The following is a 20,549-nucleotide window of genomic DNA, read 5'->3' as shown; positions in this document are numbered from 1 at the left end:
ATTAATCATTCATTTTTTACACATGCTTTAAAGTCTGCTTCCCTCGCAGACCTAACACAACGTTTACTGATGCACGGCCGATCTACTATGCAAACCATCAAGAATTTGATCACGCCGATCGAAATTTGACAGCTGTTAACGTTGATAGGTTAGCTGCAATGCATCGGCTTGTTGAACACGGATTCACCTACAACCGGACCCACTGCCAGGCGAATAAGATCAGTGTTTATTACGGATGCAAGTCTATTTCTAAAAATAGACAATGACTTCATCTGCGCCGTCGTTTTATCGGGCGGTTTTGCACAACGTCGATCTTGGGCTTTCTATGCATGCCACATGACCAACCGGAATCTGGCTCGATCTCCATCGGAGAGCAGAAGCTGAAACAGCAGTTGCGCTGATACAAGACTATTTCCGCCCAGCGCCCGAAAAGTAGAAATCATAGTTCGAACACTTGAAGATCAGGGATGAATGGCCCGCATAAGATGGAATTACGTTCTATCCGTAATGGCTTAGGCTGGAAATTCGCCGCAACGCACATAAGCACATGCATTTCAGCTGCGCAAGGCCATCAGGCTGGTTCGCAACATGCCTCGCCCCGAAAGCCCCGTAACCCGAGCGAGGTACCAGACTGAACGGCAGATCTCTCGGGGGCCTTGGCAAAGAACTTCCCTCCTCGGAAGCCAAGGCCTTTGTTGGTGCCGGTTACGGCCGGCACCCTTTTTATATCCAATTGAAGCTGGATCCAGCGAACACTTTCCGGAGAGACCATGCGTCAAAGCGATGAGACGTTGCGCAAGGAACACGCTGCGCTTCGGCTTGCCCTTGAACTGCTGGGATTTAACAGCAACCAGGTGATTGCCCATCTGCAAACCAGGGCCGAGCCGTTGTGGAAGGAACTGCCTTTCCGTCTCACCTCGGTTGCGTTCGATTCCCGAAAGGCCGCGGCATCGGGGCTGGGCGAACATGGCCAGCGCAGTGTCGATCGCGCATTCAACGCCATGCGTAACTAAGCAAACCGAGCCTACTGCAGTTCATCTAGGCAATCGCCACGCCGCCCCCTCTCCCCGCCAGAGAGACAAGAGACTCTTTGGCGCGGTCGCACGCCCGCCTTGCTCAACGTTTACCCTACACCCCCAATTTGTTGACTATTTATCGATAATTTATCGTGTTAGATTTCCTCGCCACGACTGATGCTATTTGAATAGCACGCGTGACTGGACGACGCGCGCGCCGGGCTGCGCGCGCCGGGCTGCCCGCGTCGTCACCACACAGCGAGACGGGAGGAAACATGCTGGTTCTGATAGGAATACCGATCGTAGTGATCGGCTTCGCGTTGCGCTTCAACGCCTTGCTGGTGGTGACGATCGCGGGCATCGCTACAGGTCTGGCGGGCGGCCTTCACACGGTCGAGATCATCAGCGGCTTCGGCAAGGCCTTCGCCGAGAACCGCTATATGGGCCTCATCTGGCTAACCTTGCCTGTGATCGCCCTGCTCGAACGTAATGGTCTGAAGGAACAGGCACGGCACCTGATTTCCCGCTTGCAGGCGGCCACCACCGGCCGCGTGCTGATGCTGTATTTCGTGATCCGCCAGATTACCGCCGCCCTCGGCTTGACCTCGCTCGGCGGTCACGCCCAGATGGTGCGGCCGCTGATTGCGCCAATGGCGGAAGCCGCCGCTGCCAACCGCTACGGCGAACTGCCCGATGAAGTGCGGCAACAGATTCGCGCGAACGCCTCCGCCGTCGACAACATCGCCGTGTTCTTCGGCGAAGACATCTTCATCGCTATCCAGTCGATTCTGCTTATCAAAGGCTTTCTCGAGCAGAACGGCGTGACGGTCGAACCGCTGCAGATTTCCGTGTGGGCCATTCCAACCGCGGTCGCAGCGCTACTCATCCACTGCGCCCGCCTGCTGCTGCTCGACCGCAATCTGTCGCATCGAATGAACCCCCAGCGCCGGAGCTTCGCGCGATGATGATCAAGCTCGAAACCCTCTACATCCTCGCCGGCCTGATGTTCGCCGCGTTCGCGCTGTTTAACTTGCAGGACCGCTCGAATCCACGCCGCGTCATCAACTTCCTGTTCTGGGGCATCTACGCCCTGACGTTTATGTTCGGCGGCGAGTTGCCGCACTTCGTCACCGGCTGTCTCGCCATCGCGCTTGCGTTGATCGCCGGGTCCGGCAAGCTCGGCAAAGGCAAGCCCGACAGCGCGAGCACTGCAGCCACGGAACGCCGCGAGGCGCATGCGCAACGCTTCGGCAACAAGCTCTTCATTCCGGCCCTGCTGATTCCCTTCGTCACCCTGCTGGGCACGTTCACGCTCAAGTACGTGCCGTTCGTCGATCCGAAGAGCCTGACGCTCATTTCGCTTGTGCTGGGCACACTCGTCGCATTCGGCGTGGCGCTCCTGATGTTGCGCGATGCGCCAATCCACGCGCTCAAAGACGCCCGGCATACGATGGACGCGGTCGGCTGGGCCGCCATCCTGCCGCAGATGCTCGCCGCGCTCGGCGCACTGTTCGCGGTGGCTGGCGTGGGCCACGTCGTCTCCGAACTCGTCAAAGCGTGGATCCCGCTCGATTCGGCATTTGCAGTGGTCGCCGCCTACACGTTCGGCATGGCCCTCTTCACGATGATCATGGGTAACGCATTTGCCGCGTTTCCGGTGATGACAGCGGGCATCGGCCTGCCGCTGATCGTCCATCAATTCCACGGCAATCCGGCCATCCTCGGTGCGATCGGCATGCTGTGCGGCTTTTGCGGTACGCTGATGACGCCGATGGCGGCCAACTTCAACATCGTGCCCGCCGCGCTGCTCGAACTGAAGGACCAGAATGGCGTGATCAAGGCGCAATGGCCGACTGCGTTGCTGCTGTTGATCGTCAACACCCTACTGATGTATCTCTTCGTATTCCGCTTTTGACCCGCTCCCGACGAGGCGTCGATGACTGCTCAACTCACTTCTGCTATTGCATCGAAATTTGCCAATCTGGCACTGGATCACCTGACCCGCGAGTATCCGAACAAGCTGACCCACTCGCTTGCCGGTCCGCAGGACGTCCAGGGGCCGCGCGCGCTGCACCCGATCTTTTACGGCAGCTACGACTGGCATTCGAGCGTGCATGGCTACTGGCTGCTTCTGCATCTGCTCGAGCGCTTCCCCGATCTGCCCGAAGCTGCGCGCATCGTCGCCGTGGTGGATGAGCACTTTACCGAGGCCAACGTGGCTGGCGAACGCGCGTATCTCGACCTGCCGCACAATCGCGGCTTCGAGCGGCCATACGGCTGGGGCTGGTTGCTGGCGTTATCGGCGCAGATCGACAAGCTGAAACTGCCGCAGGCCGCCCGCTGGAGCAAAACATTCGCACCGCTAACCGAAGCCTTCGTCGAGCGCTTCGAAGAGTTTCTGCCCAAAGCCACTTATCCGTTGCGAGTGGGCACGCATTTCAACATGGCGTTCGCGCTCGCGTTGACGCTCGATTTCGCGCGGCAAACCTCGCGTGATTCCTTGGCGGCGCTGGTGGTCGAAACGGCACATCGCTGGTATCGGAACGATGTCGCATGTCAGGCATGGGAACCGGCAGGGGATGAATTCCTCTCGCCCTCGCTCATGGAAGCCGAGTTGATGCGGCGCGTATTGCCGGCCGAACAGTTCGTGGCATGGTTCGGCGCATTCCTGCCGCAGCTTGCTGCGCGCCAGCCGGCCACGCTGTTTGAGCCGGTCACCGTGACCGACCGTACCGACGGCAAGATCGCTCACCTCGACGGCCTGAATCTCAGCCGTGCCTGGTGCCAGCGTTCACTCGCCCGCGCACTGCCGGCCAACGATGCGCGCCGCGCGCTGCTCGTCGAAGCGGCCGAACGCCATCTCGACAGCGCACTTGCGCATGTCGCCGGGGACTACATGGGCGAACATTGGCTCGCAACGTTTGCCACGCTTGCCCTCGAAGCGTGACGAAAACCCGCTGGTTGATCGGGAGAATCTCGTTTCGCGAAGTCCCGCTGCTTTAGTGCACGCCGCGAGCAACCGACGTCCCGGCGCTCGCCGGCGTGTTTGTAAACGCTGGACACAATTGTTCCGGAACTTGGCGCCGACACTTCTTTCTTACGGATATCGAGGGAGAACGTCATGTTTCGCGTCATTGCGGCGCTCGGGATCATGGCAGCTTTAGCCGGCTGCGCCGTCGCGCCAGGTTATGGATATCCGTATTACGGGCAGGGCTACTACGCGGACCCCGGCTATGCGTATGGATACCCGTACGGATACGACTACGGCTACGTGCCCGCCTACGGCTCAATCAGTATCTGGGGCGGCGGCGGTTGCTGTTACTACCCGCATGGCGGGTACTACGGTGGGCGGTACTGGCACGGCGGCAGCGGCTGGCATGGCGGCGGTAACTGGCACGGCGGCGGGGGCCATGGGGGCGGCCAATGGCAAAGCGGGGGAAGCAGTGGCAGCGGCGGACATGGCCACTAGCCTGTGCATCCGGCCGTCACACGTTGTAAACAACCCCCGATCAACAATCGATAGCTTTTGCCCTTTGTTGACATTGTTGTCACGGCACGGGAGCTAACATACGGGACCGTTCATCAACTAGGTCGGTCCGACCAGGGAAGCTCCATGAAAAAAGTACTGTTTGCGCTCACACTCGCCGCTGTCACCGTTGGCGTTGTCACGCCGGCCTACGCCGACTATCACCACCCGGTATGTCACAAGGTGAAGGTCCACCATCATTGGGAAAAGCGCTGCCACTAAGGCGCGCTGACGCGTGGCGCAACGTAGCACAGGCTCGCTGCCTGAGTACCTCACAGCGAGCTAAAACGGCATCAGCCAACCACAAAAAAATGGCCGCAGATTGCTCTGCGGCCATTTCCATATGCGCGGCTTCACCCCGCCGCGTTCTCTTCAGTGCGCCCAGTCTGGCGCGGCCCCGTTTAGATCATCCCCGTACTTATGATTAGCAACACTTGGTTACGTTTGGTTACAGTCTAGACATTTCGCGGCCGGTTGCCATTATGGTTTTCCTTGATGCCAACGGCCTGTTTCGCCCTCGCCCGCGCCCCGCCGGCAACCGGTCTGCGTCTTCTCGCACCGCGCCGCACCCTGTCAACTTAGGCAGCTTGCCATCCGATGAATTTGATCTACAGTATTAATTAGACAAAACAATGATGGCACTAAGCCACCAGGTACAAACCGTCACGGGGGCGGGTCATGCTTACATTGCTCGATCAGGACATCGCGCACATCGCGCGAGTCATGAAGCCATCTTTATGTGGGGATTTTGGCGGCCCCATCCTGCCACCCGAGTACTGGCGCAAACGCCTGTTCGAGTTGCTCGACTCGCATCACGTCACCAAGACCCAGCTCTGCTCTATCGACGACCTGCTCGTGCAACTCGACGAACTGGACTCGGCGATTCTGCACGGCAAGGCAATCGCAGAGATCTAGCAATACCGCTAGACCTTCTTTAAACCGCAGCGCGGCTCCTGACCACCCTCGAGCGTGGTTAGCCTTGCTGCGCGTCGCCAGCATGCGCGTCGCGGCTCGGCTGCGAGGCCGAATCCTCGTCGATGCGCAGCAAGCGGCCAGCGTTCGCAATCACGATAAACGTGCCAACGTTGTGCAGGATCGCGACCCACACTGCCCCGAGCAAGCCCACCGCCGCGAGCGCGATAATCTCTACGGTCCATAGCAGCCCGATCGCCGCGTTGATCGTGGCGGTGCGGCGGCAGCGCCGCCCAAGCCGGATACAGGTCGGAATACGCCGTAGATCGTCGCCGAGCAGCACGATATCGGCGGAGGCCACAGCAATATCGATGCCCCGTTCGCCCATCGCGATGCTGGTCGCGCCGGCCTTGATCGCGAGCACGTCGTTCAGGCCGTCGCCCACCACCAGCGGATGACGCCCCGCTTCCATCTCATGCATCACATAGTCGAGCTTGTCGTGCGGCAGCGCCTGCGCCACGACCTTATCGATCCCGACCTGGGCCGCCACCTTGTGCGCCACCGCATCGCGGTCGCCGGTCAGCAACGTTTGATGCACAAGGCCCAGCTCACGCAGCTCAGCGAGTGCACCGGCGGCCTCGGCGCGCAGCGCATCCGCGAAACCGAACCAGGCGAGCAAGCGGCCGTTGAGCGCGAGGCCGACGCACGGCCCGTCGATCTCAGTGGGCGCCGCTTGCAACGCTTCCACATGTTCCTGCAGCAGCTCGGCACGGCCGAGCACGCCGGTGCCGTCGGGCGTTTCCGCCACCACGCCAAGACCGCGCAATTCGCGCGTACGCTCGAACGGTGCCACTTCGTGCTCGGCTGACGCAGCGGCATAGCGCGTCAGCGCGCGGCTCACCGGATGCGCACTGCCCGCCCCCAGCTTCGCAGCCAGCGCAACGGCTTCGGCTTTGGCCACCCCGGGCTGCACGAAAAGCTCGGCGACGCGCAGCTCACCGTGCGTGAGGGTACCCGTCTTGTCGATCACGAGCGAATCGATTTCGGCAATCCGGTCGAGAAAGGCAGCATTCCTGAACAACACCCCATGCCGTGCGCCCACCGCGATCCCGGCAATCGCCGTGGACGGCGCAGCAAGCACCAGCGCACACGGACAGGCGGCAACGATCACCGCCAGCATCGCCGAGGCATTGGCCGAAGCGAACCATACAATCGCCGCGATCAGCAGCACCAGTGCGAGGTAAGCGCCCATGTAGCGTTCCAGCACTTGCGTGATCGGCGGCTTGACCTGCTCTGCGCGTTGCAGCAGTTCGATGATCTTGCCGAGCGTCGACTGCTCGCCTGCATGCGTCACTTCGATGCGCAGCGGGCCGTCGAGATTCATCGCCCCGCCGAACACCGCGCTGCCCTCGTCGACGTCGAGCGGCAAGGACTCGCCGGTAATCGGTCCGTTGTCCACACTGGAGCGGCCGCGCCGCACCAGGCCGTCGGCGGGAATCCGCGCACCCGCCGCCACTTCGACCGTGTCGCCGGCGCGCACCGACTCATAGGGCACATCCTCGATCGTGCCATCCGCCTTGACGCGCCGCACGTGTCCCGCAGTGAGGCGGCCAAGCGCGCGAATCGCCTCTTGCGAGCCGAGCACGCTGCGCTCTTCGAGCGCATGGCCGAAGGTCATCACGATCGGCAGCAAGGCTGCCGTCGTCATATCGCCGATCGCCCATGCCGCTAGCATGGCGAGCGCGATCAGCCGGTCGGTGACGCCATGCAGGCTCGGCGACTTCAGGCTATGCCAGGCGCCCGCGAACACCGGCCCCGCCACCAGCAGCGATGCGAGTCCCGCCAGCACTTCGGCGAGTTGCCCACCGCCCGGCGCGAAATAGCGCCACGCCAGCGACAGCAGCAGCAAGCCGCCCGCCAGCAACGCCAGCGCAATCTGCCGCGTGACGATGCGCCGTTCCGCCGCCGACAACGTGATCGTCGGGCCGTCGCCGTCGTGCGAATGGGCGTTGCCCGGGCCGGACCCGTGGCCATGTGCGCCGCCATGCTCGTGCTCATGCTCGTGCTCGTGCTCGTGCTCATGCTCGTGCTCGTGCTCGTGCTCATGCTCATGCCCGTGCTCGTGTCCGGCCGCAGCATGAGCCGGGTCAACCGAGGCCGTCGTGCCATCCTGCGGGGCACGCTCGACCGGTTCGATATGCGCGCTCATTGAATTTTCCCCGGCAGCACGAGGCTCGATGCGTCGTGCGGATCGATCGTCGTCACCCGCCCTGCCTTCGCCAAAATCTGCTGGATGCGATCGCGATAGGCGCGCGCCAGCAGGCCGGGATCGCTATTGGCGTCGAGCGGCGTTTCGAGTTGCAGGATCGTAGTGGTTTCGTCCTTTGCGTTAGCGACGCGCTCGGTGGCGCTCGCCTGCGCGTTTTGCAGGATCTGATCGGCGGATTGCTGCGCGCCCTGGCGGATGTTCTCAGCCTGGGTGCGAGCGTCGGCAATATTGCGGTCGGCGGTTTGCAGCGAGGTCAGCACCGAGTTGAACGCATCGACGGCGGCCGCCGGAAACCCGGCCTGCACGTCCATGCGCGCCACTTCGATGCCGAGGCCCGCGTGCGCTGCTGCAAGCGCGTTCAGATGCCGTTGCACCGCTTGCGCCATCTCGCCGCGCAACTGCTCGCGCTTGACGGCCATCTGCTGGTCGGTCGAAAGCAGTTCGGGGCGCGCCACCAGAATCGAATCGAGATCGCGCGTCGCGGTCACTTCCACCACCGCCGCTGCGACCAGCCGCTGCAGCGCGGATTCGAGGCGCTCTTTTTGCAGCACATAGGCATAGGGATCGACCACACGGTAATAAAGCGTCGCGCTCAGTTGCACGACGCCCTTGTCGCCGGTCAACACATAGCCGGAACCAGCCAACGCATCGGGCAGCAACGGCGCCGCGTTCCCCGGCGCCCCGGCGTCGGGCTGGAAGCCCCACGAGCTGATGTCGCCAAGCGGCAGCGGCGCGTTCTGGCTGGATTCGGTGGCGGCGGCCGGATCCGAAGCCCGTGCACGCGGATCGCGGTCGAGCGAGCTGATGCGTTGTTCGAGCACGCGCGCGCTGCCGGGGATCAGCAGCACCGTTTCGAACGGCTGCGGCCAGGCGATCAGCAACCCAGCATCCTGGGTACGCACGAAGGCGCCGAAGCGCATCACCACGGCACGGCTATCCGCCGGAATGCGGCGGATATTCGAGGTCGCCCAAACCCCGGCGGCCAGCAGCGCGATCACCACCACGAACCAGAACGCGAGCCGTACGGCCTGCGCGCCGGGTCCGAGCGAGGGTGATGGTGTGGGCGTCTCCACGGCAGTACTCATGGGTTGTGCTTGCCCTTCTTCGCGGCAGCCGGCTGCGCCGCGCCCGGCGGCTGGGCCTGCGTTGCGCCGAGCCCAGCAGGCCCTTGAACCAGCACGTTAAACGGTGCTGCGTCGGTGCGCAGGATCAGGTTGGTATTGGAGTTGACCACCGTGTTCAACGTGTCGAGCGAGCGCAGCATCGTATAGAGGTGCGGATTGCCCGCGTAACTCTTGCCATAGATCGCCGCGGCGTCCTGGCGCGACTGCGCCTCGATCTGCGCGGCCTTGACGTTCGCATCGGCGACCGTGATGCGCGCATCGCGATCCGCATCCGAGCGGATCTGTGCAGCCTGGCGCTTGCCGTCGGCGGTACGTTGCGCCGCCACTGTCTCACGCTCGGCACGCATGCGCTCGACGGTGGCCGCCAGCGTCACCGCCGGCAGCGTCAGTTGTTCGAGCCCGACCTGTTCGACATGCACGCCATACGCCTGGTAGAGCTGAGCATCCACCTGGCGGCGCAGTTCATCTTCGAACGCGCCGATGCGCACCTGGCTCGGGTCTGTGTTCACCAGCGAGGCGAGGTCGAAGTCCGCCGAGGTGGTCTGCAGCGCCGAGCCGAGCAGCGAGCGGATCTGCCGCGCCGCCTCGTCAGGCTCGTTGCGCACGGCACGCACGAAGCGCCCGACGTCGTTCGCATTGGCCGGCACGCGCCACGCCACATAGGCCTGCACGATGATACGCAGGCCATCGCGGGTACCGACGTCCTGCAGCCCGCTGGAGGTCGTATGCAGGCGCAGGTCGACCGGCACGGCCGCCTCGATCGGCGCCGGCAAGCGCCACGCGAGACCGGGCTGGAGCAGCACACGCACCGGCTCGCCAAAGCGGGTGACCACGGTGGCCTGGCCAGCCTGCACCTGAATGAAGCTCGCGACCGCGAACGCAATGACGACGCACAGCGCCGCGAGCGCGACGCGCCAGTAGAACCCGGGGCCGCCGGCTGCAGCGCCGCCATGGCCGTGCGCGTCACCTCCGCCGTGATGATGGTGGTGATGCGCATGACCGTGCGCGTGCGAATGATTCAAACTCACAATATCCCCCGAAGCAATCTGTACGATGCCAAGCGGCATGTGCCGCGCGCCACCATCAATAAACCCGCCGCGCGCCGGCCGCGTCGCCGGCGCCGTACGAGCGCAGGTCGATGGTGGCGCGATTCCCTTCGACCAGGCGGTCGTCGATCACCGTCACATGAGCGTTCTGCAAGCCTTTCTGCAGGTTGTGCAAGTAGTACTCGAGCACGAACGCCGGACCGCCCGCCTGGGCGGCGATCATGTCGGCATTGAAACTGGTTTGCTGCACCTGGGCGGCCGAAGTGATATCGGCCGCTTGCGCGTCGGCTTGCGTGACCGCGGTCTGCGCCTGCTGCTGGGCGTCGCCGAGCGACTGGGCGGCGAGTCCCTGCGCCTGTGCCACGCTCGCCTCGGCGCGGATCTGCGCGGCCTGCACGCTGTGCCACGCCGCCGAAGCGCCTGCCGGCGGATGCACGCTTTCGATCACCACCGCCACCACTTCGATGCCGCTCGAGATGCCGTCGAGCTGCACCTGCACCGCGCGGCGCAAGGTATCGGCCATCACGGTCTGACGCGTTTCGAGCAGCGAGTCGAGCGTGTGCGACGCCAGATAGCGCACCACCTCGCGATTCGCAATCGCCCGCACGGTGGCCGGCACGTCGTCCGCGCGATACAGCGAAGCACGCGCCGCGGCATCCGAGAGACCAATGCGGTAATCGAGCCGCACATCGGCACTGACGATCTGGAAGTTCTGCCGGTCGCCGCTCGCGCCCGCAATCACCTGGCTCGTTTCACCTTCGTGCACGACATCCCACAGACGGTTCAGTTGCTCGGGGGTCTGGGCGTCGGCGGGCACCAGCGGAGAGGCGCCAGCGCTATCCTCGGGCGAGCCGGACACGACCAGTTGATGGACCGCGCCGTTGTCGATGGCGCGCGCCTTGCCGAACGGCCAGGGCAGCGCCACATGCAGCCCCGGCTGCCACACCGCGACCGGCGCACCGAAGCGCTCATAGACGGCACGCTGCTCCGGGCCCAGGATCACGACGCCCGTCAGCAGCCACGCACACACCACAATCGTGCCGAGCGCCGCGGGCAGCAGGCGCACAACGCTTTGCAACACCCAGTTCTGACGCAAGTCGATGCCGTAGCGGCTGCGCAGTTGCGCGCTAAAGCGCGCCAGCGGCGAGGGCCGCAGACGCAGCAGGCTTGCCACCAGGCTATCGGGCACGCTGGCGTCGCCACTGCGCATCTGCGGCGGCGCGAACCAGGAGAACACGGCGCGCAGTGCGAATTCGGCGGCAATCGCCGCGCTGAAAACCGCAATGGCCCGCACGGGCCACTGGGCAGCAAAGCCTGCGTACGCAAGCAACACCGCGCAGATCGCCGCGACCAGCGCGCTAAGCAGTGCGGCGCGCAGCACATTGGCGAGCGACGCCCAGGCGCGGCCGCGCTCGGCATGCATCGAGAAGAACAACTCGGCGACGAGCGTGCCAAACGCCAGCGCGAACGCAGCGAGACCGGCAATCAGCGCAGCGCCAGGCGGGCGCAAGACGGCGGCCAACTCAAACTGAACCGGCGGCTGCCACGCGAACGAGGCCACTGCCACCGCGAGCGCGGCGCACACCAGCACCGCCCAAGGCTGCCAGCGGATCGCGCGCAACGTCGAGAGCACCGCCGAAGCGGCCGCGCGCCACCATGCGAGGCGCCAGACCTGCAAGCCTAATGGTTGAGAAGAAGCTTGAGCAGAACTCGTGGCAGTGTGCCGGCCGCCCGTATTGGCCAGCCGGGCCGCGAGCGCGACCGTGAACACATCGAGCCATGCGCTCGACAAGGCGGCGCACCAGCGGATATCGAACCAGCCACCCCGCAGCAGGGGCAGCACGCCGAGCACTACAGCCAGCGCCAGACTGATCGAGGCGATCCGCATGGCAGAAACGGGATAGCTGCGCGTGGTTTCTTCGTCGCTTTGCACCTGATGCAACATCGCTATCCTTAAATGACCTGCGGCGAGTTCCTGAACCCGCTCAACGGTATGCAACTGTATGTATTTCGTCAGGATTTGTTTGGCAGCGCCCGCGGCGTGCGAGCCGAATTTAACGCGTCGGGATTCGAAACTCAAGTGAATCGTGAGCCGCGCGTGTTTAACGATGCTCGATCAATTGAAGAATGGTGACGCGCTTATTGAACGGAGGAATGGCGGTGCGGTGTGGCCGCGACAGTTGACGCAAGCAGCTTGCGGCGGCGCCTCGTGCCCATAGGCGAAGACATAGTGCCCGTAAAAACGAGCTAACTCTGGTGATTTATCGAATCCTTAGAGCGATTTTACGTTTGCGCATAAGCACTTTTATGCATATGGCTTACGGTCAATAATGCCGTTCAAACCGGCTTGAAATCGCTTCGCCATGAGTTTTTTACTAAGCGGCCCAATCGTAGCGATCACGCGCGGCATAATCTCCGGCTATTGATGGTAAAACCCAAATTATATGAAATCGCTGGATTGGGCTGTAACTGTGGCGGTGGCGGCGCGCCGAAGCCACGAGCGCAGGCGCCGTCCCACGGGTTGTCCGGGCCTGAGGGGCGCGGTATCATCCACAACTTTCGTTTTGCAATCATGGACATCAACAAACAACTCGCCGCCCTCACCACGTCCGAACTGCAGACGGCCGGCGCCAGTCAGGCGACCGCCATTGCGGTGAGCGTGCTGCTGCGCCACCTGCAATCGCCCGAGCTTTCAAAGCTGCTGACGAGCGCCTTCGAAAACCATCAGGCCGTCATGCTGCAAACACCGTGGCCCGATCAAATGCTGCAGTCGTTCGAAGCGACGCGCCGCTTTCTCGAAGGCGCCGCCAAACCGTTCAGCGGCGACGCAACTACGGGCACCGCGACCCCGGCTCAGGACTGACGCGCCAATACAGCACGGGAGCGCACGCGCAGCTTGCCGGTCATGCGCCGCTGCAATGCGGCACGAAGCTCGGCGTGCGCGACCAGTTTTGCGATCGTAACCCGCGCCACCGCGCGGCGGGTCCGCTGCACCAGATGGGTCAAACGCTTCTCGCTCGCCGGACGGCGCGCCCACATAAAGGCCGCGATCCAGCCAATCACCGTCCAGCCGAGCAGGACATTCACCATCGTGATGGCAAAGGCGTCGTCGCGATTGCGTGCATCGGCTTCGATCGACGGGATCATATAAAGGGTAAATGCGCCGAGAACGGCCACTCCCTCGAGTATCTGCACCATGAGATCACCTCACTTTTCTACCGCTGTGTTCCGTTGCTGGGGAGCGCGCTGCCAAGCCACTTGGCCAGCGCGACAGTGGAGTGAAGTTTAGGGGAATCCTATTGAAAGTCTATGCCGATAGACTGAAATCACAGTTGCCGTATTGCTAACAATAGCCCCGAATCGGCCCGGACCGCTCCGGCCCGCCCTGCACGGCTCAATCGCGATCGGGCGCACCGAGCGGGAACAGCGGGCGGTAGGGACGGGCTTCGTCGACGGCGCGAGCGAAGGACGGCCGCGCCAGCAGTCGTCGCCGGTAGCCCAGCACATTGCCAAACGACGGGTCGATGCGATGCGTCCAGTCCGCGTAGAACAGGAACGGCGCGGCCGCACAATCGGCGAGGCTAAAGCGCTCGCCCGCCGCCCATTCGCGTCCTGCCATCGTCTTGTCCAGCCAGGCGTAAGCGGTGTCGAGCATCGCGCGGGCGTCGGCTACCCCACGCGGATCGCGCTCGTGTTCGGCGCGCAGGCTATCGGCCACTACCTTTTGCTGGGGCGTCGAGACGTAGTTGTCGAAGAAGCGGTCCATGCTGCGCACCTCGAGCGCTGCGCGCGGATCCGCCGGCAGCAGCGAGACCGGCCCCGGATGGTACAAGCCCAGATACTCGATGATGACGGTCGCCTCGACCACCGTACGGCCGGCATCGACCAGTACCGGAAACTTCCTGAATGGCCACAACGCGGTGAGTTCCGCCATCAATTGCGGGTTGTCATGGGCGATCTGGCGGAATTCGAACGGCGTCTGGTTTTCGTAGAGCGCGATTAAAACCTTCTGGCAATAAGACGAAAAGGGATGAGCGTAGAGCTTCAGTGTCATGACGGTCGCCTAGGTTCACGAAGGAGGAAAGCTGCCGGACGCTCGCGCGCCAGAGAGCATGCTTTACCTTACGACGAACCGCGGCGTCGCAGATCGACATTGGCGTGAAAATTTGTGCGTCGGGTGTGTTCAACGTGCAGGCAGAACGAGGCGCACCCACAGGCCGCCATCGGGATGATTGCCCAGTTTGAGACTCGCACCGCAACTGCGCGCCAGCCGCGCCACCACGGCGAGACCGAGGCCCCAGTGCTGGCTGCTGCCTTGAGTGGCGTTCAAGCGCACGAAAGGCGTCGTGGCACTCGCCATTTCGCTCGCGCGGATTCCGGCGCCATGATCGCGCACGCTGAGGAGCCAGCCGTGCGCATCGCGTGAAGTCTTGATCTCGATGGGCGGCTCGCCATGCTCGAGCGCGTTGTCGACGAGGTTGGACATCAAGCGTTCGAGCAGCGGGCGCGGCATCACAAACTGCGGTCCGGCCTTCAGATCGCAGGCGAACAAGGCGCCATCCATGGTGCCGATCATCGAGAAGCGGTCGCGCAAGAAGCCATCGACGGAGACGAGCTGTTCTGCACCATTGCCGCGTCCCGCGACTTGGAGCAGTTGCTGCGCGATGTCCGAAAACGAATCGATGTCTTCGACGAACGCCACCCGCTTGTGCCACTCGTTGACCTCAAGCGCGCGGCTGCGCAGCCGTGCCGCCTGATGTTCCATGTGCCGGGCGAGTCCCGCCAGCGCCGCCGCCTGCTCTTCGAGCGCCTCATTGCGGCGCCGCGACATTTCATTGAATGCCCGCACCACGCAACGCAACTCGCTCGGCCCCTCTTCGCGCACGGCCGCAGCGATGCGACGGCTGCATGCCGTGTGAGCCGCTTCGGCCGTTTCGCGGGCCGCGTGGGCCACATTGCGCAAGGGGCGCTGCACGCGCCACAGGCCGCGGCACGCAAGCGCAAGAAGCACCAGCGACAAGCCCCACTCAGCAAAAGCGAAACGGCAATCCACCGGCCACGACTCAGTGACCTCATCGGACCATGCCGGATTGTCGCGAGCGCCGTCCTGCGCGTGCGGCGCCCACGTGTCCGCAACCTCCAGCAACGCGGCGGAACCCGGCGCCTCGTACACGGCCGGGCGAAAGTCGACAATTCTCGGCCGCGCCGCGAGGTCGAGCTTCATCGCGGCAGGGACCAGTGAAACCGGCGCCATCGGCATCGCAGCAAGCGGCTCGGAGAGCGTGCCCGGTCGATCGTCGGGACCTGGGTGCTCGGTGAAGGCGGCAGTCTGCAGAGCGCTGCGGTCGCTGCTTGCCGCATCGGATACCAGCAGCATGACCCCTGCGCGCACCGAGAACAGCACCACCATCGACAGCAAAATGGTTCTTACAAACAAGGTATTCAACGATTCCTCTTCGTTGTCAGTCGGAAGCTGTGCTGCCCGCGGCGGCCAGTGCAGCTACGGGTCAGTCAAATAGTCGGCGACATGGGTAAAGAATCCTCAGCGGCGTCCGTTAACCTTAAGAAAGACCGGAATGGGGAGGCGCGAGCCTGCGAGGCAAACTTGCACGCCGATAATCCCTCATGCGGGCGACATTAGAACCTACGAATAAGGCCCCTTGGGCGACAAGTCCTTACACAATCTTTCCGCGGCTCAGCGCTGCCCTCTACGCGCCCAGTTTCTCCATCAGAAAGTCCACGAAACTGCGCACCCGCGACGACAGGTGCTGGGCGTGCGGATAAAGCAGGATGAATGGCCGCGAGCAGCCGCCAAACGGCTTGAGCAGTTCCTTGAGCGTCCCCTCCGCGAGATCCTTCTCGACCACGAACCGATAGGTCTGGAACAGGCCCGCCCCGTGACGCGCCAGCGTTACCCCGCCAAGCACGTCGCCCGATGAGCCATAGCCGCCGAGCGTCGCGACCTCGACGTCCTCGCCCTCGAGCATGAACTGCCACGGTATGTTGCGGCCGCTACTCGGCAATTCGAACTGGATGCAGTCGTGGTTGATCAGATCGTCCGGCGTGTTCAGTTTGCCGGCTTTGCGCAGATACGCGGGCGATGCCACGACAACGAGTTCCGCGTCCTCGAGCTTGCGCGCAATCAGACTGGAGTCCCGTGGCGCCCGCCCACGAATCGCCAGGTCGAAGCCTTCGTCTGCAAAGTCGATGTTGCGGTTACTGAGGTGCGTTTCGACAGTGACCTGCGGGTAGCGCGCACGAAACTCCGCCAACAGGGGCAGCACGCGGTAATGGGCGTACGGCGTCGGCATGCTGATTCTCAGGACGCCAGCCGGTGTGACCTGTTGTCCCGTCGCTTCCCGCTCCGCCTCCGCGAGTTGCCTCAGGACCTGCTGGCACTGTTCGAAGTACCGTCGTCCCAGATCGGTTAGGCGGATCTGTCGCGTCGTCCGGACGAACAGCCTGACACCGAGGCGCGTTTCGAGGCGCGCCACCGAACGGCTGACGGCGGCAGGCGTGACGCCTGCCGCCGTCGCAGCGGAGGTGAAACTTTCCAGCTCGGCGGCGAGGCAGAACAGTTCGATGCTGCCCAGGAGAAGGTCTTCAAATTGACGCTGCATGGTTGCTCCAACTGACCAGGGGCATGAGCCACTTGCTGGCGCGGCGCCATGGATTGGATCAGGAGTGTACGCGCGGTAGACTTCGGGAGGCAATCACGCCGCCGACTACCGGACCCAACATGGACCGAATCGACGCGATGAAGGTGTTCGTCGCTACGCTCGACGAAGGCAGCCTGGCAGGCGCAGCCCGCCGGCTTGGCCGCTCTCCCGCAGCGGTGAGCCGGGCGATCGCCTTCCTCGAAGAGCACACCGGAACCGCCCTGCTGCACCGGACCACTCGCACCATCAAGCTGAGCGAAGCGGGCGAGCGCTATGCGTCCGCCTGCCGGCGTATCCTGACTGAACTCGAAGAAGCCGATCTGCTGGTGGCGGATGAAAAGTCCGCGCCGCGCGGTCTGCTGACTGTGACCGCGCCGGTCGCCGCCGGCGAGGACGTGCTGCGGCAGATACTGGACGACTTCATCGAACGCTATCCAGACGTCTCAGTGCGCCTGCAACTGCTCGACCGTCCGGTGAGCCTGATCGACGAGGGCATCGACGTGGCGCTGCGCATCGCGCATCTACCCGACTCGACGTTGATCGCGATCCCGGTTGGCGAAGTCCGGCGAGTCGTCGCCGCTGCGCCGCGCTACCTGGCGAAGCACCCCCGCATCAAGGAACCCGCCGATCTCGCCCAGCATCGCATCATCTCGATGACGCATTTCGGGCTGGATTCGTGGAGCTTTCCGCCAACAGGTCACTCGACGCTTCCTCTGGTGGTGCAATTCGCGCCGCGTTTCATCGTCAACACGATCCGGGCCGCCGTTGCCTCGGCCGTGGCCGGCCATGGTGTCACGCGCATGTTCTCTTACCACGTGGCCCAGCAGATCAAAGACGGCACGCTCAAGATCGTCCTGCGCGATAGCGAACCTGTGCCGCTCCCGGTTCATCTCCTGACTCCGCAGGGACGTCTCTCGGTCCCGAAGGTACGCGCTTTTATCGACTTCGCGACCCCGCGCTTGCGCCGTCATTTCAAGCAGTTTCAGGTGACCACCGGCACCGATTGAATCGAGCGGCGGAAGAATGTCTTCCGCCGCGAGGCGATTCTCTCCTGAAGCGGTTCAATCTACAGTGTGGCTATCGATCTGTTTGCTGCGCTGAGGTTGAAATGAATCAAGCTGCTCACTCCCTTTTGCGTCCCGCTCACCCGCGGGCCTCGCTCGGTTACGCCGAGCGCAACGAGCTTCACTGGAAACGCAATCTCGCCGTCTGCGTATTCGGTTCGTTCACCACGCTCGTCAGCCTGAGCATGCTGCTGCCGTTCCTGCCGTTGTATGTCCGGCAACTGGGTGTCGAATCGCCGTCGGCAATCATTCAATGGTCAGGCGTCGCATTCGGTGCGACCTTTCTCGGCACAGCGGCCACGGCGCCGCTCTGGGGGCGTCTGGCGGATCGCTACGGCCGCAAGCCGATGCTCGTGCGCGCTGCCATCGGCATGGCCGTGGTGATGTCGTTAATCGGCGTCGTCCATAGCGTGCATCAGTTGGTCGCGCTGCGTTTGATCGCGGGTCTGGTGGGCGGCTATTCGTCGGCCTCCACCGTCATGGTCGGCTCGCAGGCGCCGCGTGAGCGCGCCGGCTGGGCGTTGGGGATCCTCTCGACCGGCGCGCTCGCGGGCAACCTGGTTGGACCGTTGATTGGCGGCCTGTTGCCGGAATGGATCGGCATTCGCGGCACCTTCTTCGCCGGCGGCGCGATGATCGCCGTGGCGGCATTGCTCACGATCTTCGTCGTGAAGGAGGACTTCAACCCGGCCGACCACGCGAAGAGCCGCACCGCCAGCCAGGCCGCCGCCCCAATGCGCCGGTCCAACTACGTGGTGGTGGCCGCGCTGCTCGTGACGGCGATGATGGTTCTGCTCGCGAATATGTCGATCGAACCGATCATCACGGTGTATATCGGCGGTCTGGGTGTTCAGGCCAATCACCTGACTCGCATCGCGGGCGTGGTCATGGCGTGTTCCGCGTTGGGCAGCATGTTGACGGCGGCACGGCTCGGCGCACTGGCTGACCGCATCGGTAGCTGGAATGTCATCGTCGGCTGTCTGGTGCTGACCGGCCTCGTGATGATCCCGCAGGCCTTCGTCGTAGAGTGGTGGCAGCTCGCCGGATTACGTGTGTTGATGGGGATGACCCTCGCTGGGCTGCTGCCTTCCATTGCCAAGCTGGCCCGGCAATCGGTCGACGAAAGCAAGACCGGGCAAATGCTTGGCTATCTGCAGTCCGCTCAATTCTGCGGTCAAGTTGTCGGGCCAGTGATCGGTGGCGCGATCGGTGTGTCGCTTGGACTGCATTCGGTGTTCTTCGTCACCGGCACGCTGCTGGTTGCGTGCGCGGGACTCGCTCAGTGGGCGCGGAAAAGCTGAGTTGAACCGCGCCCTACCCCGACACGCTTCGAGCGCCTTGGCTATTGGGAAATCTTTTCGAGCTCAATACCCTTTGTTCGGGGCCCCATCAAACCAATCGCGAGCATGACAATCAGCATCGCGCCGGCAATAAACACGAACACCCCGGTCGTGCCGAACTCCTTGAGCACCGAGGCAATCAGGAAGGCCGTAAAAATCGCCGAGAAGCGGCTCCACGAGTAGACAAAGCCAACCGCTCGCGCGCGGATGCTGGTCGGGAACAGCTCGGTCTGGTAGGCGTGGAAGCTATACGAGATGATGTTGCCAGCCAATGTCAGGCAGACGCCCAGGCTCACGAGCAACACCGCCTGCGCGACCTGACTGAACAACAACCCGCAGACGATATTCACCGCCGCCATGACGACGATCACCGTCTTGCGCTCGAAGCGGTCGCCGATAAAGAGGCCAATGATGGGTCCGAGCGGCGCTGCGAGGGCAATCACGCTCGAATACATCAGGCTCGTGGTAATCGTAATGCCCTGCTTGATCAACAGCGTTGGCACCCAGTTCGCGAAGCCGTAGAAGCCGACCGTCTGGAAGATGTTGAAGATCGTCATCATCAGCGTGCGGCTGCGATACGGCGGCACCCACATATCGCGGAAGCTGCCGCGCGGAGCGACCGGCACCGGCGGCGCAGGCGGTGGCAACTCACGGCCGTATTCGCTGCGCACTTTCGCTTCGAGTTCGCTCATCACGCGATCGGCTTCTGCCACCCGTCCCTGCTGCGCGAGCCAGCGCGGGCTCTCCGGCAGCGCGCGGCGGATCCACCAGACGAACAGCGCGCCATGTGCGCCGATCAGCACCACCCAGCGCCAGCCATCGAGACCAAACAACGTACGCGGCACCAGCAGATACGAGAGAAACGCCACCACCGGCACCGCCGTAAATCCGACCGCCTGCTCGCAAGCAAAGGCGCGGCCGCGGATCTGCTTGGGGACCAGTTCGGAGATGTACGTGCCGATCGTCACCAGTTCGACCCCGATCCCGACGCCTGCCAGGAAGCGCCAGAAGTTCAACCCGGTCGCGGTCTCCTGAAACGCCATCACGACGTTGGCAGCGGTGTACCACAAGAGCGAATAGGTGAACACCGCGCGGCGCCCGAAGCGGTCGGCGAGGAAGCCGCACGCGATGGTGCCGATAAACAGCCCCGAAAATAGCGCGGCGATAAAACTCGCGACCCCGGTCGTGCCGAACAGGCCGTGCGTGGTCGCCGTCAACAGCCCGCTTTTGACGAGACCTGGCGCAACGTAGCCGGTGTAGAGCAGATCGTAGAGCTCGAAGAAGAAGCCGAGGCTCAGCAGCACGACGAGCTTCCAGATGGAACGCGTCGCGGGTAGCCGATCAAGGCGCGCGGAAATCGTGCCGGCGTCGAGCGCCGCGGCGGCGCCATGACCGGGAGTGTGACCGGCCGTGCCGGCTACGGACGAACCGGCAGTTGCGGGGATAGCGGACCCGGTTTGTTCGGGAGTGGCCATGCATGTCTCCTTCTGCGTGCTGCTCTGTGTGTTTTGTCTGGGTGACCGGTCTTGTGCCGGTTCTCCGTAGCACTCGTGAGCCAACTTGCCTGAGCATGCGTGTCGGCGGGCTTGCCAC

General features: G+C 63.4%; 20 protein-coding genes. 11 read left to right on the top strand and 9 right to left on the bottom strand.

Going from position 1 to position 20,549, the window contains the following annotated elements; genetic code table 11:
* Positions 1 to 770: 770 nt before the first annotated feature.
* The 7 genes from BLQ92_RS08150 to BLQ92_RS08125 all read left to right on the top strand — a co-directional run bounded on the left by BLQ92_RS08150 (position 771) and on the right by BLQ92_RS08125 (position 5,457).
* The gene (locus BLQ92_RS08150) at positions 771 to 1,013 is read left to right on the top strand and encodes a hypothetical protein (protein WP_090683296.1); all 243 of its coding nucleotides are present in this window, start codon (positions 771 to 773) and stop codon (positions 1,011 to 1,013) included.
* Between the two features lie 278 nt (positions 1,014 to 1,291).
* Entirely contained in the window at positions 1,292 to 1,981 is a 690-nt protein-coding gene (locus BLQ92_RS08145) for a DUF969 domain-containing protein (protein WP_090683294.1), read from the top strand.
* Positions 1,981 to 2,931 carry a DUF979 domain-containing protein gene (locus tag BLQ92_RS08140; RefSeq protein WP_090684000.1) on the top strand — a complete coding sequence of 317 codons (951 nt, stop codon included), beginning with the start codon at positions 1,981 to 1,983 and terminating at the stop codon, positions 2,929 to 2,931. The genes BLQ92_RS08145 and BLQ92_RS08140 overlap by 1 nt, the downstream gene beginning before the upstream one ends.
* Before the next feature lie 21 nt (positions 2,932 to 2,952).
* Complete coding sequence (locus tag BLQ92_RS08135; RefSeq protein WP_090683293.1) at positions 2,953 to 3,963, top strand: DUF2891 domain-containing protein; 1,011 nt, start codon at positions 2,953 to 2,955, stop codon at positions 3,961 to 3,963.
* A 174-nt stretch (positions 3,964 to 4,137) separates the two neighbouring features.
* Positions 4,138 to 4,485 carry a hypothetical protein gene (locus BLQ92_RS08130; RefSeq protein ID WP_090683291.1) on the top strand — a complete coding sequence of 116 codons (348 nt, stop codon included), beginning with the start codon at positions 4,138 to 4,140 and terminating at the stop codon, positions 4,483 to 4,485.
* Positions 4,486 to 4,629: 144 nt separating this feature from the next.
* Entirely contained in the window at positions 4,630 to 4,764 is a 135-nt protein-coding gene (locus BLQ92_RS41065) for a hypothetical protein (protein ID WP_279607940.1), read from the top strand.
* 456 nt (positions 4,765 to 5,220) lie between these two features.
* Positions 5,221 to 5,457: a hypothetical protein gene (locus BLQ92_RS08125; RefSeq protein ID WP_090683289.1), complete on the top strand. Its 237-nt coding sequence runs from the start codon at positions 5,221 to 5,223 to the stop codon at positions 5,455 to 5,457.
* Positions 5,458 to 5,515: 58 nt separating this feature from the next.
* Here the strand turns inward: BLQ92_RS08125 and BLQ92_RS08120 are convergent, their stop codons facing one another.
* The 4 genes from BLQ92_RS08120 to BLQ92_RS08105 are packed head-to-tail and all read right to left on the bottom strand — an operon-like array spanning position 5,516 to position 11,838.
* A complete protein-coding gene (locus BLQ92_RS08120) occupies positions 5,516 to 7,663 on the bottom strand; it encodes a heavy metal translocating P-type ATPase (RefSeq protein WP_090683288.1) in 2,148 nt (715 codons plus the stop codon).
* On the bottom strand, positions 7,660 to 8,808 hold the full coding sequence (locus tag BLQ92_RS08115) for an SPFH domain-containing protein (RefSeq protein ID WP_090683286.1): 1,149 nt from the start codon (positions 8,806 to 8,808) through the stop codon (positions 7,660 to 7,662). The genes BLQ92_RS08120 and BLQ92_RS08115 overlap by 4 nt, the downstream gene beginning before the upstream one ends.
* Positions 8,805 to 9,914, bottom strand: a complete 1,110-nt coding sequence (hflC, locus tag BLQ92_RS08110; protein WP_175772648.1) for a protease modulator HflC — start codon at positions 9,912 to 9,914, stop codon at positions 8,805 to 8,807. The genes BLQ92_RS08115 and hflC overlap by 4 nt, the downstream gene beginning before the upstream one ends.
* Before the next feature lie 16 nt (positions 9,915 to 9,930).
* Positions 9,931 to 11,838, bottom strand: coding sequence for an SPFH domain-containing protein (locus BLQ92_RS08105; protein ID WP_244106337.1), 1,908 nt, complete (start codon positions 11,836 to 11,838; stop codon positions 9,931 to 9,933).
* A gap of 12 nt (positions 11,839 to 11,850) precedes the next feature.
* On the opposite strand from BLQ92_RS08105, the gene BLQ92_RS39880 reads away from it, so the two are divergent.
* Both BLQ92_RS39880 and BLQ92_RS08100 read left to right on the top strand, forming a co-directional pair.
* Complete coding sequence (locus BLQ92_RS39880) at positions 11,851 to 12,027, top strand: hypothetical protein (RefSeq protein ID WP_175772647.1); 177 nt, start codon at positions 11,851 to 11,853, stop codon at positions 12,025 to 12,027.
* Between the two features lie 438 nt (positions 12,028 to 12,465).
* The gene (locus tag BLQ92_RS08100) at positions 12,466 to 12,756 is read left to right on the top strand and encodes a hypothetical protein (RefSeq protein WP_090683285.1); all 291 of its coding nucleotides are present in this window, start codon (positions 12,466 to 12,468) and stop codon (positions 12,754 to 12,756) included.
* On the opposite strand, the gene BLQ92_RS08095 is transcribed toward BLQ92_RS08100, so the two are convergent.
* From BLQ92_RS08095 to BLQ92_RS08080, 4 genes are all read right to left on the bottom strand, one after another.
* A complete protein-coding gene (locus BLQ92_RS08095) occupies positions 12,747 to 13,091 on the bottom strand; it encodes a superinfection immunity protein (protein WP_090683283.1) in 345 nt (114 codons plus the stop codon). The genes BLQ92_RS08100 and BLQ92_RS08095 overlap by 10 nt on opposite strands.
* Positions 13,092 to 13,287: 196 nt before the next feature.
* Positions 13,288 to 13,947 carry a glutathione S-transferase family protein gene (locus BLQ92_RS08090; protein WP_090683281.1) on the bottom strand — a complete coding sequence of 220 codons (660 nt, stop codon included), beginning with the start codon at positions 13,945 to 13,947 and terminating at the stop codon, positions 13,288 to 13,290.
* Positions 13,948 to 14,076: 129 nt separating this feature from the next.
* The gene (locus BLQ92_RS08085) at positions 14,077 to 15,339 is read right to left on the bottom strand and encodes an ATP-binding protein (RefSeq protein ID WP_143016531.1); all 1,263 of its coding nucleotides are present in this window, start codon (positions 15,337 to 15,339) and stop codon (positions 14,077 to 14,079) included.
* A 262-nt stretch (positions 15,340 to 15,601) separates the two neighbouring features.
* Positions 15,602 to 16,513, bottom strand: coding sequence for a LysR family transcriptional regulator (locus BLQ92_RS08080; RefSeq protein ID WP_090683276.1), 912 nt, complete (start codon positions 16,511 to 16,513; stop codon positions 15,602 to 15,604).
* A 119-nt stretch (positions 16,514 to 16,632) separates the two neighbouring features.
* Between BLQ92_RS08080 and BLQ92_RS08075 the strand changes: the two genes are divergently transcribed.
* Together BLQ92_RS08075 and BLQ92_RS08070 are read left to right on the top strand one after the other, a co-directional pair.
* Positions 16,633 to 17,559, top strand: coding sequence for a LysR family transcriptional regulator (locus tag BLQ92_RS08075; RefSeq protein ID WP_090683274.1), 927 nt, complete (start codon positions 16,633 to 16,635; stop codon positions 17,557 to 17,559).
* 101 nt (positions 17,560 to 17,660) lie between these two features.
* A complete protein-coding gene (locus BLQ92_RS08070) occupies positions 17,661 to 18,917 on the top strand; it encodes an MFS transporter (RefSeq protein ID WP_090683272.1) in 1,257 nt (418 codons plus the stop codon).
* Positions 18,918 to 18,958: 41 nt separating this feature from the next.
* On the opposite strand, the gene BLQ92_RS08065 is transcribed toward BLQ92_RS08070, so the two are convergent.
* Positions 18,959 to 20,431, bottom strand: coding sequence for an MFS transporter (locus BLQ92_RS08065; protein ID WP_090683270.1), 1,473 nt, complete (start codon positions 20,429 to 20,431; stop codon positions 18,959 to 18,961).
* Positions 20,432 to 20,549: the final 118 nt, after the last annotated feature.

The organism is Paraburkholderia phenazinium (assembly GCF_900100735.1).
Taxonomy (GTDB): domain Bacteria; phylum Pseudomonadota; class Gammaproteobacteria; order Burkholderiales; family Burkholderiaceae; genus Paraburkholderia; species Paraburkholderia phenazinia.
The sequence above is the reverse complement of the archived record's forward strand: the minus strand, read 5'-3'. Positions and strand labels throughout refer to the sequence as shown.